14 protein-coding genes are annotated in these 14,849 nt (G+C 72.7%); 2 read left to right on the top strand and 12 right to left on the bottom strand.

The features are described 5' to 3' along the window. Positions 1-87: 87 nt before the first annotated feature. The 9 genes from pstA to OHT52_RS04750 all read right to left on the bottom strand — a co-directional run bounded on the left by pstA (position 88) and on the right by OHT52_RS04750 (position 9,230). A complete protein-coding gene (gene pstA / locus OHT52_RS04790; protein ID WP_328718874.1) occupies positions 88-1,395 on the bottom strand; it encodes a phosphate ABC transporter permease PstA in 1,308 nt (435 codons plus the stop codon). An 84-nt stretch (positions 1,396-1,479) separates the two neighbouring features. Beyond that, the gene (gene pstC, locus OHT52_RS04785; protein ID WP_328718873.1) at positions 1,480-2,589 is read right to left on the bottom strand and encodes a phosphate ABC transporter permease subunit PstC; all 1,110 of its coding nucleotides are present in this window, start codon (positions 2,587-2,589) and stop codon (positions 1,480-1,482) included. 96 nt (positions 2,590-2,685) lie between these two features. Continuing rightward, positions 2,686-3,081 carry a hypothetical protein gene (locus tag OHT52_RS04780; RefSeq protein ID WP_328718872.1) on the bottom strand — a complete coding sequence of 132 codons (396 nt, stop codon included), beginning with the start codon at positions 3,079-3,081 and terminating at the stop codon, positions 2,686-2,688. A 420-nt stretch (positions 3,082-3,501) separates the two neighbouring features. After that, positions 3,502-4,752, bottom strand: coding sequence for a cytochrome P450 family protein (locus tag OHT52_RS04775; protein ID WP_328718871.1), 1,251 nt, complete (start codon positions 4,750-4,752; stop codon positions 3,502-3,504). A gap of 100 nt (positions 4,753-4,852) precedes the next feature. Beyond that, positions 4,853-6,223 carry a cytochrome P450 gene (locus OHT52_RS04770; RefSeq protein WP_328718870.1) on the bottom strand — a complete coding sequence of 457 codons (1,371 nt, stop codon included), beginning with the start codon at positions 6,221-6,223 and terminating at the stop codon, positions 4,853-4,855. Continuing rightward, on the bottom strand, positions 6,220-6,768 hold the full coding sequence (locus tag OHT52_RS04765) for a GTP-binding protein (protein WP_328723617.1): 549 nt from the start codon (positions 6,766-6,768) through the stop codon (positions 6,220-6,222). Before OHT52_RS04765 ends, OHT52_RS04770 begins: the two co-directional genes overlap by 4 nt. Before the next feature lie 82 nt (positions 6,769-6,850). Further along, entirely contained in the window at positions 6,851-7,210 is a 360-nt protein-coding gene (locus OHT52_RS04760; RefSeq protein ID WP_328718869.1) for a DUF742 domain-containing protein, read from the bottom strand. Beyond that, positions 7,207-7,653 (bottom strand): roadblock/LC7 domain-containing protein, encoded by a 447-nt coding sequence (locus OHT52_RS04755; protein WP_327178488.1) that lies wholly within the window; start codon positions 7,651-7,653, stop codon positions 7,207-7,209. The genes OHT52_RS04760 and OHT52_RS04755 overlap by 4 nt, the downstream gene beginning before the upstream one ends. Next, complete coding sequence (locus tag OHT52_RS04750; RefSeq protein ID WP_328718868.1) at positions 7,650-9,230, bottom strand: ATP-binding protein; 1,581 nt, start codon at positions 9,228-9,230, stop codon at positions 7,650-7,652. Before OHT52_RS04750 ends, OHT52_RS04755 begins: the two co-directional genes overlap by 4 nt. Positions 9,231-10,117: 887 nt before the next feature. On the opposite strand from OHT52_RS04750, the gene OHT52_RS04745 reads away from it, so the two are divergent. Next, on the top strand, positions 10,118-11,437 hold the full coding sequence (locus OHT52_RS04745; protein WP_328723616.1) for an alpha/beta fold hydrolase: 1,320 nt from the start codon (positions 10,118-10,120) through the stop codon (positions 11,435-11,437). A gap of 86 nt (positions 11,438-11,523) precedes the next feature. Here OHT52_RS04745 and OHT52_RS04740 read toward each other — a convergent pair whose 3' ends face one another. Both OHT52_RS04740 and OHT52_RS04735 read right to left on the bottom strand, forming a co-directional pair. Next, positions 11,524-12,312 carry an SAM-dependent methyltransferase gene (locus OHT52_RS04740; RefSeq protein ID WP_328718866.1) on the bottom strand — a complete coding sequence of 263 codons (789 nt, stop codon included), beginning with the start codon at positions 12,310-12,312 and terminating at the stop codon, positions 11,524-11,526. Positions 12,313-12,552: 240 nt separating this feature from the next. Next, the gene (locus OHT52_RS04735) at positions 12,553-12,930 is read right to left on the bottom strand and encodes a hypothetical protein (RefSeq protein ID WP_328718865.1); all 378 of its coding nucleotides are present in this window, start codon (positions 12,928-12,930) and stop codon (positions 12,553-12,555) included. A gap of 242 nt (positions 12,931-13,172) precedes the next feature. On the opposite strand from OHT52_RS04735, the gene OHT52_RS04730 reads away from it, so the two are divergent. Continuing rightward, positions 13,173-14,255, top strand: a complete 1,083-nt coding sequence (locus OHT52_RS04730) for a beta family protein (RefSeq protein WP_328718864.1) — start codon at positions 13,173-13,175, stop codon at positions 14,253-14,255. Between the two features lie 25 nt (positions 14,256-14,280). Here the strand turns inward: OHT52_RS04730 and OHT52_RS04725 are convergent, their stop codons facing one another. Further along, entirely contained in the window at positions 14,281-14,820 is a 540-nt protein-coding gene (locus OHT52_RS04725; protein ID WP_328718863.1) for a MarR family winged helix-turn-helix transcriptional regulator, read from the bottom strand. Positions 14,821-14,849 lie beyond the last annotated feature (29 nt).

Genomic DNA, 14,849 nt, shown 5'->3' with positions numbered 1-14,849 from the left:
GCGGGTGCGCGGCACGCAGGTTCGGGGGGTGCGGTGCGGGGTGGGGCGGGACGTTCGGGTGCGGCGCGCGGCCGTCGTCGCGGCGCGTCACGGTGTCGTGGGGTGCGGGTGCGGGTGCGGGTGCGGATGCGGGTGCGGTGCCGGGCCGGTGGCCGGCCCGGCGGGGCGTACGGAACTCCGCGCCGCGAACCGGGCCGCGTCCCGGCGGGAGGCGGTGACGCGGCGGTGTTCCTGGCCGCGCGAGAGCTGCCCCGGTCCGCGTCCGCCCAGTACCCGGGCGACGACGAACAGCAGCAGCACCAGGGCCATGAGCAGCGCGGCGGTACCGAATCCGCGCGAGATCATGTTCGGCTCGGGCGAGCGGACGAAGGTGAAGGTGGCCAGCGGCAGCGACACCATCGGCCCGGAGAAAGGGTCCCAGTTCATCTCGGCGGTGAAGCCCGCCGTGAGGAGCACCGGCGAGGTCTCGCCGATGCCCCGGGCGGTACCGAGGATGACCGAGGTCGTCAGCCCGGAGCGGCAGGTGGGCAGGACGACGTGCCAGACCGTCCGCCAGCGGGAGGTGCCCAGGGCGTAGCCGGCCTCGCGCAGGGTGCCGGGGACCAGCCTGATGACGACGTCGGCGGCGCGGATCACGATCGGCAGCATCATCACGGAAAGCGAGAGCGCCGCCGCGAACCCGGAGCGGTCCATGCCGACGGCGAGGATCACGGTGGCGTAGACGAAGAGACCGGCGACGATCGACGGCAGCGCGGTCATCGCCTCCACCACCGTGCGCACGAAGCGGGCGAAGGCTCCGGGCACCTCGTTGAGGAAGACCGCGCACACCAGCCCGACCGGCACGGTGACCAGCAGCGCGATGGTGATCATGATGAGCGTGCCCACCGCCGCGTGCAGCGCGCCACCCACCGACAACGGCTCCAGCGGACCGGCGAACCGCATGTCCTCGGTGAAGAAGTTGAGGTGCACCAGCGCCTTGCGGCCCTCGAAGAGCGCGTAGACGACGACGTAGACGAGGATCGCCACGAGCAGCAGGCCCAGCGAGCGGATCACGGCCGCGGCCACCCGGTCCACGACCGCCGGGCCGTCCTCGTCCAGCGAGACCACCAGCGCGTACAGCCCGAGGAAGAGGAGGTACGCCACGACGACGAAGCCGACCCCGCCGTTGAACGGTGTGAGGCGGGCGAAGACCAGCCAGGTCAGCGAGAGCGATCCGGCGGCGGCACCGAACAGGGCGTACAGGTCGGAGGCGCGGAGCGGGGACAGGGCCCGCCGGCGCTCCGTGGCGGGATCGTTGGTACGGGCGGGCCCGGGCAGGACGGTACGGGGCGCGGCGCCGGGGGCCGCCGGGTCCGCGCCACCGGTCGCGCGGGGCGCTTCAGGGGCCAGAGTCATGGTCGTGACGCTCATTTCTGGGGCAAGGAACCGGGCAGAACCGGGCGCGTACCGCGCGGAGTGCGGGAGGTGCGGGAGGTGCGCTCAGGCGTCGCTGGAGGCGCCGGAGCGGCTGCGGGCGACGATGGACGACGCCGCGAAGTTGACGATCAGGGTCATGACGAAAAGGGCGAATCCGGCCGCCATCAGCGCCGACATCCCGAACTCGCCCGCCTCGCCGTACCGCAGGGCGATGAGCGAGGAGACGGAGCTGGTGCCGGCCTGGAGCACGTGCCACTGGACGTCGAAGGTCAGCGAGATGACCATGAAGACACCGATGGTCTCGCCCAGCGCGCGGCCGAGCCCGAGCATCGTGCCGCCGATGATGCCGCCCTTGGCGAAGGGCAGGACGACACTGCGGATCATGCCCCAGCGGGTCGCCCCGAGGGCGTAGGCCCCCTCCCGCTCGCCGGCCGGAGTCTGCGAGAACACCTCGCGCATGATCGAGCAGATGATCGGCGCGATCATCATCGCGACGACCAGCCCCGCGAGCATGGACGACGAGGTGTAGACGCTCGGCGGCGAGAGCGGGTCGTCCGGGTCGGCGCCCTCGACGCCGAACACCGGTATCCAGCCGAGGTAGGTGGCGATCCACCGGGCGGTGGGCACCACCTTGTCCTGGAGGAAGAAGAAGCCGAACAGGCCGTAGACGACGGACGGCACGGCGGCCATCAGATCGACCACGCTGATGAGGGTGCGGCGCAGCCTCGGTGAGGCGTACTCGGAGATGTAGAGCGCGGAACCCAGCGCCAGCGGGAACGCGAAGACGATCGCGATCAGTGCGATGAGGACCGTCCCGACGAGCACGGCGGCGATACCGAAGTTCCCCGCGTCGGGGGCCCATTGGGAGGTCGTGAGGAAGGACCAGCCGGCGTCCGCCAGAGCGAGGCGGGCCCGGGCGAAGAGGAACCCCCCGACCAGAAGCATCACCAGCAGGACCAGTGTTCCGCCGGAGCGGGCGACCGTGCGGAAGACCTTGTCCGGCAGGCCGGGGTCCGCGTACAGCCGCCGCGGAGCGTCGCCGCCCGCCGCCGCCGCCGCCGCGGCGGCGGCGGCGAGCGGACCGGTGGCGAAACCGGCGGCCGGAGCGTCGGCGGGCTTCCCGGAGGAGACGCCGTCGTCGTCAAGGCGTCTGGATCTTTTCAGCGAAGGCACGCCCCGACGCTCGACCGATCCGGTGGACGGACACGTCCTGAGAGGTGAACGAGAGAGGCCCTGGGGGCAACATCGACATTCTTCGCATCGTCGCGTTCAAGAGATACCCCAGAACGCCTCCTCTTCCACCTTCAATCCCGGCAGCATCGCGCGGAATCGGTCGTAGGCGGAGCGACAGGTCGCGTGCCTCTCGTACGTCCTCGGCGAGACGGCCACGACGGTGCCGGTCTTGTCCCGCAGCGCCCAGATCCAGCCACCGCCGCCCTTGCGATGCTGAATCCCTCCGGAGTGGTCCGCGTGCTCCGCGCACAGAGCCACGAACGCCGCCCTGCACTGCCCGGGCGAGCCGAACGAGACCGCTGCCACCGCCATGGCCCGCCCGTTCGACGCGACCAGCCGCCAGCCGTACCCCCCGTGTGCGTCGATGTCCGTCTGACATCGCGTGCCCGTCGTACCGGCGGCCGATCCCGCCGGCCCCTTCGACTGCTCCATTGCCCACCCCCCGCCGCCCCTTCACGGAAAAGACCGCAGGGTACGCACCTGCGTGGGCGGCACCGGCAATCTACTGAGACGAGGGGAACCATGGAGAGGCAAAGGAGACCCCAAAGGTCACGATTCATGACCCGGCAACCGTGCGTCCATGCTGGGGAAATCGCCCGAGACCGCCTGTTCCGCCCCGGCGTGCGCCGGGCGTGGGAGATCGGCTGCGGAACAGGGGCTTCCGGACTGTTCTCGTGCCACGGAGCCCCCGTTCGCCCCGTGCCCGGGGGCCCGGGCAACCGGTGCGGGTGGCGCCTCGGAGCCGTACGAAAAGGCCCGGAGCCGTACGGGAAAGGGGGGCGCGGCGGATGGTCGCCGTGCCCCCCTCGCGCCGCCTCGGCGGCCCCGCCCCCGGTCTCCGGGGGGCCTGGCTCAGCCGTGCGGGCGTACCGGAAGCTTCCGCACGCTGTTCCCCACGAAGGAGGCGTGGCGCGGCAGTTCGGGCTCGGGGACGGCGAGATCGAGATCGGGGAAGCGGGTGAACAGCTGCTCCAGTGCCGCCGTGCCCTCCATCCGGGCCAGCGGGGCGCCCATGCAGAAGTGGGCGCCGTGGCCGAGGGAGAGGTGGCGGGCCTTGCTGTCGCGGGTGATGTCGAAGCGCGCGGCGTCGGGACCGTGGGCGTTCGTGTCCCGGCCCGCCGCCGAGTAACCGGCCAGCACCGGTGTCCCCTTGGGGATCACCGTGCCATCGAGTTCGAGGTCGCGCGTCGGGTAGCGGAACGGGAAATAGCTCACCGGGCTGTCCCAGCGCAGCGTCTCCTCCACCACGTCCTCCCAACTCGCCTCGCCCGCGAGCACCAGGGCGAGCTGATCGCGGTGGGTGCAGAGCGCCCGGACCGCGTTGGTGATCAGGTTGAGGGTCGTCTCGTGCCCGGCGATGATCGTGAGCATCAGGGTGCCGATCAGCTCCTGCGGGCCCAGCCGGTCACCGTCCTCCTCGCGAGCCGCGATCAACGCGCTGGTGAGATCGTCCCCCGGCTCCTGGGTACGGGCGGCGGCGACCGCGCTCAGCACCTCCACCATCTCCCGGTTGGCGGCCATCGCCTCCTCCGGCCCGATGTCCGTGGCGACGATCTGGTTGGACAACCGGTGCAGCCGGTCGTGGTGTTCGGCCTCCACGCCCAGCAGTTCGCAGATCACCCCCATCGGCAGCGGCAGCGCGAAGTGCGTCCGCAGATCGGCGACCCCGTCCCCGGCCGTGGCGGCGGCCTCCAGGCCGTCCAGCAGCGAGGCGGTCAACGCCTCGATGCGCGGCCTCAGTTCCTCCACCCGGCGCGGGGTGAAGGCCTTACTCATCAGGGACCGCAGCCGCCGGTGGTCGGCGCCGTCCGCGGTCGTCATCCCCTGCACGGTGGCGAACGTCTTCAGCGGCCAGCCGTCCGGGATCTCACCGGCCTGCAGCGCGGCGAAGTGCGCGGCGTTCTTCGCGACGTCGGGGTGCTGGAGGAACTCCTTGAGCGCGTCGTGGCCCAGCACCGCCATGCCCTCCACCTCGCCGGGCAGGATCACCGCGGCGACCGCGGAACGCTCCAGCAGCCGGGCGTTGGCCGCGTGCGGGCAACCGCCCGCCGGGTCGAGACGGTGCGGCCCGTCGGCCGCCGAGTTCACCGGTGACGTGTTCAACAGAGCTCTCCAGGGTCGGGATGAGTGGCCGCGGAGCGCTGCTCGGTGCTCGGTGCACGGCGCTCGGTGCTCCGCGAGGGGCGGGGGCCTCGGCGGGGTGTCAGTACGGCACGGTCGAGGAAGGCCGGGGCGCCGAGGTGCTCCAGGGCGCCGTCCGCGCCGGGACGAGGTCCCCCGCCGACTGCGCGGGCACCGCCCCCTGCGGCAGCTGCGGCGTGCCGAACCGCACCGGGAGCGCGCCCAGGCCCTTGCTCCAGGGCGACTTGATCCACTCCAACTCGGACTCGGGCACGGCGAGTTCCAGGTCCGGCAGCCGGTGCCGGATGGTGTCCACCGCGGTCCGGGTGATCAGCCGCGCCGGGTCCTGCGCCGGGCAGGTGTGCGGTCCCGCGCCGAACGCCAGATGCGAGCGGTTGCCGACCACCGGAGCGCCGTCGGCCGGCAGGATCTCCGGGTCCGCGTTGGCCGCCGCCAGGCCCAGGATCAGCATGTCGCCGGTGCGGACGTCCTGTCCGCCGAACCGCATGTCCCGGGTGGCGTAGCGGGCCGGGAAGTTCTGGGTGGGCGGGAAGCGCCACAGCACCAGGTCGAGTGCGTCGTCCACGCTCATGTGACCGCCGGCCAGCGAGGAGCGGAACGCCGGATCGCACAGCAGGATGCGCAGCGTGGTGGCGATCCAGTTCACCGTGGTCTGGTTGCCCGCGACGAACATCACCACCAGGTTGTGCAGCACCTCCTCGTCGGTGAGTTCCGCGGGGTGGTTCAGCAGCGTGGAGGTGATGTCCTCGCCCGGCTCGCGCCGCTTCTCCTTGATCAGCCCGTAGAGGATCGCGCCCATCCGGCGGTTGGCCTCCGCCGAGCCGCTGGTGGCGGCGACGGTGCCCGCCACGGCCTCCACCAGATCCCGTCCGGTCCGGTCGTCCAGCCCGAGCAGTCCGGTGACCACCCGCATCGGCAGCGTACGGGCGTAGTCCGCGACCAGGTCGGCCTCGCCCCGCCCGGCGAACGACGCGATCAGCCCCTCGGCGGCGGTCCGCACGCTCCGGCGCAGCTCGTGGCCGTTGATCTTGGCGAGGGCGTCCGAGACGGCCGCCCGCATCCTGCGGTGCTGCTGCCCGTCCGCGAAGAGCAGCGCCGGACGCCAGCCGACCATCGGGAGGATCGGCGAGTCGGCGGGCACCCGGCCCTCCCGCAGCAGACTCCAGTGGCGCGGGTCGTGCGAGAAGTCCCCCTCGTCACGGGTGAGCCGGAGGAGTTCGCGATGGCCCAGCACGAGCCAGGCGTCGATGCCCGGAGCCATGGACACCGGGGCCACCGGTCCGTGCTCGGCGCGCATCTCCTCGTACAGCAGGGTCATCCGGTCGCCGTCGAGGTCCGGCCCGTACAACGGGGTCGCCGAGGACCCGGTGGCAGGGGCGGCGGGCCAGGGACACCGGGCGGCGGACCCGGCCGGGGGGTGCGGGGTGCTCATGAGGGCTCCGTGGCGACGTGGATGAGGTGGCTGACGAGGGCGATCAGCGCCCGGATCGACGACTCCTGGTCGCGCGCGTCGCACAGGACCACCGGCGTCCCGGGAAGCAGATCGAGAGCCGCGCGCAGATCGGCCGTGTCGTGCAGCGGACTGCCGGGGAAAACGTTCACGGCGACCGCGAACGGCAGGTCGAGATCCTCCAGGTTGCCGAGGGCGTCGAACGACGCGGTCAGGTCCCGGGTGTCCACCAGGGCGAGCGCCCCCAGCGCGCCCTTGGCGAGATCCCGCCAGGCCGGCAGGAACCGCTGCTGCCCGGGCGTACCGAACAGATAGAGCACCAGATCGCCGTCGATGGTGAGCCGCCCGAAGTCCAGGGCGACCGTGGTGGTCGTCTTGCCGCTGTCCACGACGGCGTCGACCCTGGCACCCGCCTGGGTCATCGCGGCCTCCGTGAAGAGCGGTTCGATCTCCGAGACGGTGCCGATCAGCGTGGTCTTGCCCACCCCCAGCGGGCCGACGACCAGGATCTTCGCCGCCCCCGCCACGCTGGACGCGACGTACTTCCCGGAGGAGCCGGCGGGCGTCCTCCCGCTCGGGGCGGGGGTCGGAGCGGCCTCGACGAAGGCTTCAGATACGGCTTTCGAGACCATCGAGGACCTTTCTGAGCATGGTCAAGTCGGCACGTTCGGCCGCGGGAATGGGAGGACGGGTCACGATCAGCCCCCACTGGACGAGATCGGCGAGCAGCACCTGTACGACCGACGGCGGCTGACGCAGGTGCGCGGCCACTTCCGCGACCGAGATGAGCCCCTCGCAGTGCGTCAGGATCGCGAGGTGCTCCGGCTGGAGGGAGGCGGGGAACGCCGCCTCCGTCGCCATCACCAACGACTCCCAGGACAGCGGCTCACCGCCGGACTCCGCACGGCCGCGGGTGATGACGTACGGGCGTACCGCCGAGGCTCTCGGCTCCTCGGACCGGTCCGTCATGACGACGCGATGGCCTGATCCCGCGGCAGACTGCTCAGGTGCGCGCCGATCTTCGCCACCAGCAGCTGCATTTGCTGGGCGACGAGGCCGACGTCCGCCTCCAGGTCCGTGGCGACACCCAGGTGCGCGCCCACCCCGGCATGGGTGAACAGGACGAACCCGTGGTCGGACTCCAGCATCAACTGGCGCAGCCCGACACCCGAGCCGAACAGCAGCGTCGTCGTCGAGCGGCCCGTCATGGTCATCGCCGCGCAGGCCGCCGAGAGCGACTCCGCCTCCGCGACACTGAGCCCGGACACCGGGCCCTTGAGGTTCTTGGCGGACGCGTGGCCGAGACGCAGTCCGTCCTCCGAGACGACCACGGCGTGCCGGACGCCGGGGATCTCGGTGAGCGGGCGGAGCATCCAGCCCAAGTCGGGAAGTCGAGTGATGGTTCCGGTCACGACCGGCCTCCGTGCTGCTGGTTCGGGCTACTGGGCAGGGGCGGTACGCCGGGCGGCGCCGCTTCGGGCGGATCGGTGGCCGGTCGGGGCCGCGCCTCGTCCGCGCCGAGGGCGGCGCGTCCGCGCAGGGTGCCGGACACCACGCTGGAGACCGACGCGCGGGCCGCTTCCGGCGTCCACGGCGCGGGCTCGGGGGCGGGCGGCGTCCGGGGAGCCGAGTGCCGGGCCGCCCGGAGCGACGCGGCCTCCGGCGCGTCCGGAGGGCCGGCGGGGCTCCGCCGGTTGCGGCGGCGGGGAAGTCCCGCGGTCCGCGGGGCGGAGTCCGGGGACGTTCCGGCCGGGACGGGGCCGTCGTCCTCCTGGTCCTCCGGGCGGGTGTGCTCGGCGGACGCGGCGTCCCCGTCGCTTCGCCGACGGTCCCGTGCCGGGGACTCGGGGGACTCCGGGGCGTCCGCGGGCCAGACCTCCGGGCGCCGGTGCGCCGGGACCCGTGCCGCGGGCTCGGTGAGCAGCCGGAACGGTACGAACATCACGGCCCGGGTTCCGCCGTACGCGGATGTCCCGCTCAGCTCCACGTTGAAGCCGAGCTCGCGGCTCCACCGGCCGACACAGGCCAGACCGAGCCGGGGCACCGCACCGAGCCGGGTCAGGTCCAGATCGTCGTGCAGCTGGCCCCGGGCCTGTTCCAGCACGTCCGGCGGCATACCGAGCCCGGCGTCGTCGATCTCGACCACGGCCCCGGCCCCCACCTCCCGGACGCTGACGATGACCTGGGACCGGGAAGGCGAGAAGACCGTGGCGTTCTCCAGGAGTTCGGCGATGGCGTGCATGAGCCCCTCCGCCGCCGGGGGCGCCGCGTACAGGGTCTGCCCGCCGTGCACCTCGATGCGCCCGAACTCCACGATCCGCGACTGCGCGCCGCGTACGCAGTCGTAGAGCGAGACGGGCCGGGTCTCCCGGCGCGCGGGCCAGATGCCGCACATCACCAGGAGGGTCTGCGCCTTGCGGGTCATCTGGGAGGCCGCGTGGTCGGCCTTCATCACCTCGGCCATCAGCCGGGGATCGTCCAGCGAGCGTTCGACCTGGTCCAGCACCTGCTGCTGCACCGTGGCCATCACGTGCATGGTGCGCGCGACCGACTCGAAGGCGGCCATCACCGAGTCGCGCAGGACGCGTTCACGGTGCACCGCCTCGTCCGAGCCGAGGACGCCCACCACCGTCTCCAGCGACCGCGCGAACTCCTCGCCGGTCTCACGCGTTTCGCGCAGCGGGCCCGGCGCCCCGTCCACCCGCTGCCCGGTGCGCAGCAGTTCGGCGATGGCGGGTACCCGCACCCGCGCGAGGTGCGCCACCTCGGCGTCCCGCGCGAGAGCGAGCGCCGCCATCTCGGTGCGGCGCGTGCGCTCGGCGCCGAGGTTCCGGGCGAGCAGCACCAGGGGGGCGAGCAGCAGGACGGCGACCGCGACACCGCCGGCCGCCGCGAAGCGCGGCGCGTCGCCGGTGAGGGTCAGGGACGCCACGGAGCACCCGGCCGCGAGTACGGCGGCGGCCGGCCAGATCACGGCGGGGCGGAGCACCGCCCGCCTCCCCGGCCGGGCGGTCCGCTCCGCGCGGCGGTTCACTCCGTCGTCCGGCGGTCTCACCACGACGGCCACGTCCTGACGGCCTTGCAGAACACAGCGCCAGCCACGAGGAATGGACCCTTCCAGGACACGTCGAACTCCCTTGCGAGATCAAAGGCATGCAGAGCCTAGACCAATCGCTGTCCGTTCCAGGCGGAGAGCCGAAGAATGATCGTCAAGGTAGCGACAGAAATGGCGACTTGTCGCACTCGTACTTCCGGTATTCGACATCCGCCCCGTCGGCCGGCCGTTTCGCCGGCCTGCGCCGCCGACTCGCCCCGGGCGCCGGGGTGCCGCGGAATTCGGCACGTGCAGACGTCTTGTCACTGAGTGACACGCAGTCTTACTCTCCATTCTGACTGGTCAGTAACAAGCCCTTCCCCAGGGCCTTTCGGGGTTCTTCGGGGGGCTGTCCCGAGCACCCGGTCCGGTACACGCGGTCCGCAGCGCACACCGGCAGCACCGTCGTTTCGCCGGCAGTCACCCGGCCCGCTCCCGTGCCGGGCTCGCACCTCACCGCACACCCCCGTACCCCCGTCCCCTCATCCCCCCTCCCGACATCCCTTCGTCCCTTCGTCCCTTCGTCCCGGTACGGAATCAGGGTTCCGGGTGCCCTCCCGGCACGCACTCCCCGCGACGCGGCGCCTCAACACGCGCGCACCGCACGGGCGGACACCGCCGGAAGCGCACCGACACCGGGAGCCGAGCGACATCTCGCCCTTCCCCCGAACCAAGGAGTGAGCCGCGTGGAGCAACCGAGCAGAACCCGTTTCCTCCGTCCGTCCCTCCGGACGCCGAGCGGCGCCCGTACCGCCCGTACCGCCCGGCGTGGAACCGCGGGGGTGGTCACCGGACGGCTGCTGGCCGCCGGGATCGCCGCGGCGGCCTGCCTGGGCGCCCAGACGCTTCCCGCGTCGGCCGCCACGACCCCGGTGGTCTCCCGCGGCGTGGAGATCCCTGCCTTCTACACCCCGCCCCAGACCCTGCCCGCGGCGGACGGCACCCTCGTCCGTACCGAGTCGCTCCCCCTGGCGCTGAGCCTGCCCAGCCTGGGCGGCCCGCTCCCGGGCAAGGCGACCCGGCTCATGTACAAGTCCACCGACTCCAACGGCCTTCCGGTGGCCGTGACCGGTGCCTACATCGAGCCGGCCGCCGCCTGGAAGGGAAGCGGACCGCGTCCGCTCGTAGCCCTGGCGCCCGGCACCATGGGGCAGGGTGACCAGTGCGCGGCCTCGCTGGGCCTCCAGAACCCGATCACCCTCAACGGCGAGACGGTGTCGGTCGGTTACGAGGACCTCTCCATCTACCGGCTGCTGGCCGCCGGCACCGCCGTGGTCGTCACCGACTACGCGGGCCTCGGCGCCACCGACCGGCTGCACACCTACGTCAGCCGGGTCGACGGCGGTCACGCGCTCCTCGACGCCGCCCGCGCGGCGCGCGGGGTGAGTGGGGCGTCCGTCACCGCGGCCTCGCCCGTGGGGCTCTACGGCTACAGCCAGGGCGGCGGCGCGAGCGCTTCGGCCGCCGAACTCCAGCCCACCTACGCGCCGGACGTCAAGCTGGCCGGAGCCTACGTCGGCGCACCCCCGGCCGATCTGACCGCCACCATCAAGGGGATCGACGGCAGCGCGCTGGCCGGAGCCCTCGGGTGGTCGCTGAACGGCTTCCTCCAGACCGACCCGTCCCTCCAGCCCGTCGCGGACGCCCAGATCAACGCGGCCGGCAAGGCGGCTCTCGCCGACCTCTCGACGATGTGCATCGGCGACGCGCTCTTCGGATACGGCTTCAAGAAGAGCAGCTCCTGGACGACCAGCGGCAAGTCCCTGAGCCAGCTCGTCGACACGATCCCGCAGCTCAAGTCCACGCTCGACGCGCAGCGCATCGGCAACCTCAAGCCCACCACCCCGGTGCGGGTGGCCACCGGCATCCACGACGACATCGTGCCGCACGCCCAAGCGCGCCAACTCGCCGTCGACTGGTGCAAGAAGGGTGCGAACGTCACCTACGACGCGATCATTCTCCCCAACCTCGGGGACAAGATCGTCACGAACCACCTGGTCCCCCTCCTCACCGACCAGGGCGACGCCATCTCGTGGCTGACCGACCGGCTGGCGGGCAAGTCCGCGAGCTCCAACTGCTGGACCATGCCCATCCAGCCCTGACCCCGCACGAAAGCGCCGAGGGTCCCCCCGTCCGTGCGGAGGGACCCTCGGCGCGCCGATGCCACGGCAGGGTGGTGCCGGGAGCGTCAGGGCTTACGGGCGACCAGACCCCACTGGTCGACGCCGGGGCCCTCGGGCTCGCCCTCCGGGCGCCAGTACGTGATGGAGAGGAACCCCGGGTCGACCAGCTCCAGCCCCTCGGCGCAGCCGGTGATCTCCTCGGGCTCCCGCACCAGGTAGGGCGGGTTGTCGCCCGAGTCGTACGCCTCCTGGGCCGCGAGGGTCTCCGGCGTCTTGATGGTGTCGCAGATGACCAGGTAACTGCCGGACGGCATGCGGGACATGTACGACTGGACCACCTTGATCCCGTCGTCGGGGAGCAGGTGCCCCAGCGTCGAAAGCAGCAGCACCGCCACCGGCTGGGAGAGATCCAGGGTCTTCGCCGCCTCGTCCACCACGGCGTCCGTGTGGGTGAGGTCCTCGTCCACGAAGGCCGTCGCACCCTCGGGCGAGCTGGTCAGCAGTGCGGCGGCGTGCACCAGCACGATGGGGTCGTTGTCCACGTACACGATCCGGGAGGACGGATCGATGGCCTGCGCGACCTGGTGGGTGCTGTTCTCCACCGGCAGCCCGGTGCCGACGTCCAGGAACTGACGGACGCCCAGGCCGCCGAGGTGGCGGATCGCCCTGGCCTGGAAGGCCCGTGACGCCTTCGCGATGGCGGCCGTGGCCGGGTAGGCGGCGGTGACCGCGTCCGCCAGCTCCCGGTCGACGGGGTAGTTGTCCTTTCCGCCCAGCCACGCGTTCCACACCCGCGCGGAGTGGGGTATGTCGGCACGGATCTGCTTGCGGAACTCAATGTCGTCAGGGGCCATCGGAATCTCCTACTCGCGCTTCAACGGGTGCAGTTGGCCGGGAGGAGACCGGCTGCCCGCACGGCATGACCGTACCTCTCCAGGGACGTGCGCGCTGCCGAGGTCAGACACCACATGGCCACCGGAGGGCGGTTTCGCCGGAGCCTCAGAACCAGCGGGACGGAGACCCGGCCCGGAAGTGGTGATCCGGACGGATTTGCCGCTCGTGGGCGACACGAGCCGCAGGGGCGGTCCGCTGTCTCAGCGATCGACGACCCCATGGACGCCGGCGGGCCAGGATCCCGTGCTCACGATGTGCTCCACCAGCCTGAGCGCCTCGCCGATGGGCACGGTGTCTCGGTCCGGGTACGCGTCGTGCTGCCCGGTGGACAGGACGAACCCCGTGCTCGTCCCTTCCGCTCCCGGGTCCGCGGCGTGCTCACCGGGATCGCCGTCCTCGCCCAGGAGCATCACCATCGCCCGCTCGGTGTTCGTCACGAAGGCCAACGACCGTCCTGCCGAACTGGTCAGCCACGTTTCGAGCAGACCTCTCCCGACCCGCGCCCGGAGAGACTTCAGCACCGCCTCCGAGGACGCGTGCGCGGCGCCGCCGTCCTCGACCACCCAGGACTCGGCCATACCCACGACGATCCCACGAACCCGGCCGCTCCGGCACCGCCGGCCGAACCCTCGCCGTTCGATTCGGCCAAGCCGACCGGTTCGGCACCCTTTCGCGTCCTCCGGGCCCCGAGGACCCTTCCCCCAGGAGAACCGTGCCGACGGCGCCGCGGAGCGTTCCCCCGAGGGAGAGCGGCCCCGCGCGGGCCGTGCCGCCGGAACCGACGCAAGGGATCTCAGGACCGCCCCCGGGGGGAGCCGCCATGCCGAGACTTCTGTACGTTCCCGTACTCCCGGTACGCCGCCACGCGGCCGAGGCCTACCGCGATCTGCGCCCGGCGATCCAGGACGGCGTCACACCCCTGTGGAGCCTGCCGCCCCACCCGGAAGCGCGCGGCGCCGGGCTGGCCGCCGCCGTCCGCCGGGAGATCGCCGACGTGAGCCGGGTCCAGTCCCGGGGCCCGGCGTGGCTCGACGCCCCCTTCGCCGACGGGGCGCAGGCCGCCGTGCTCGCCGAAGTGCTGGCCGAGTACATGGAGTTCGGGGCGTTCCGGCCGGTGACGGGGCCGCTGCGGCCCGCCGTGCAGCAGGACGCGGCACTGGCGACGGCGGTCGGGAGCGGGCGGCCGCTCGGTATCCGGGTGCGGGTCCCCGGCGAGTGGGACCACGAGCTCACCGAGGCGGTCGGCCGGCTGGTGGCGCGGGTCCGCCGGGTCGCGGAGGCCGAGCTGCTGATCGACCTCGGAGCGGTCCTCGCCGACCGGCCCGGCGCCCACAAGGAGGCCCTTCGCGCGCTCGACGCCCTGGTTCCGCTGGCCGACTGGCGCTCCGTCGTCACCATCGGCGGAGGCTTTCCGCAGGTGACGGCCGAGATGCTGGACCGGGGCGTACGAGAGGAGCCGCGCCGGGACTGGGAGGTCTGGCACGAGATACGGCGGAACCTCGCCGGCCGGCTCCCCGCCCTCGGGTACGGGGACTACGGAGTCCAGCGGGCCGCCGTCCTCGCGCGTCCCCACCTGCCGGACCAAGGGGGAGGGCCGGACTGGGGAGTCCTGCGCTACACCACGGACCGCGCCTTCGCGCTGGTGAAGGTGGTGCGCGGCGGCCCGGACCGGGCGCGGACCAACCGCGAGGCCGCACGCGAACTCCTCCGGCTGCCCGACTACCGGGGCGCGCTGGCCAGTTCGGGGGAGCGCTGGCTGCGCGACTGCGCCCGTTCGCTGACCCATTCCGCCGTGCGTACCGGCTCGGACGGTCCGGGTACCGGCAACGCCGCCACCTGGCTGCGGGTCGGCAACGTCCAGCACATGACCCATGTGGTCCGGAGCCTGGCCCACCAGGCGTGAGGCGCCCGGTCCGTCCGCCGCGCCTTCAGCTCCGGCCGTCCCCGCGCGGGTCCTCCAGCGCGGCGAGCCATGCGGTCAGATCCCCTTCCAGCGCCTCGGCCCGCGCCGGGGACAGCGCGGCGAGGAGGCGCTGTTCGTTGCGCATGTGGTCCGTGAAGGCCCGGTCGATGAGTTCGCGCCCCGGCACGGTGAGGCCGACGACCCGGCCCCGGCCGTCCCCGTCCCCCCGGCGCCGGGTCACCAGACCCGACCGCTCCAGCCGGTCGATCCGCTTGGTCATCGCTCCGGTGGTCACCATGGTGTGCGCGGCCAGCTCCCCGGGGGCCCGCTCGTAAGGCGCACCGGCCCTGCGCAGCGCCGCGAGGACGTCGAACTCGCCCTCGCTCAGGCCGTACCGCTGGTACACCACGCACAACTCCCGGGTGAGCAGGGCGGCGAGACGGTGCAGCCGGCCGATGACGGCCTGCGGGCCGACGTCGAGGTCGGGGCGCTCGCGACGCCAGGCGGCCTGGATGCGGGCCACGTGGTCGGGTGGCGGGTCCTGGTGCTCGTGGGGCTGCTGCATGACCCCAGCCTAGTCATTAGCTTCCGAGG

The organism is Streptomyces sp. NBC_00247, from assembly GCF_036188265.1.
Lineage (GTDB): Bacteria > Actinomycetota > Actinomycetes > Streptomycetales > Streptomycetaceae > Streptomyces.
The sequence above is the reverse complement of the archived record's forward strand: the minus strand, read 5'-3'. Positions and strand labels throughout refer to the sequence as shown.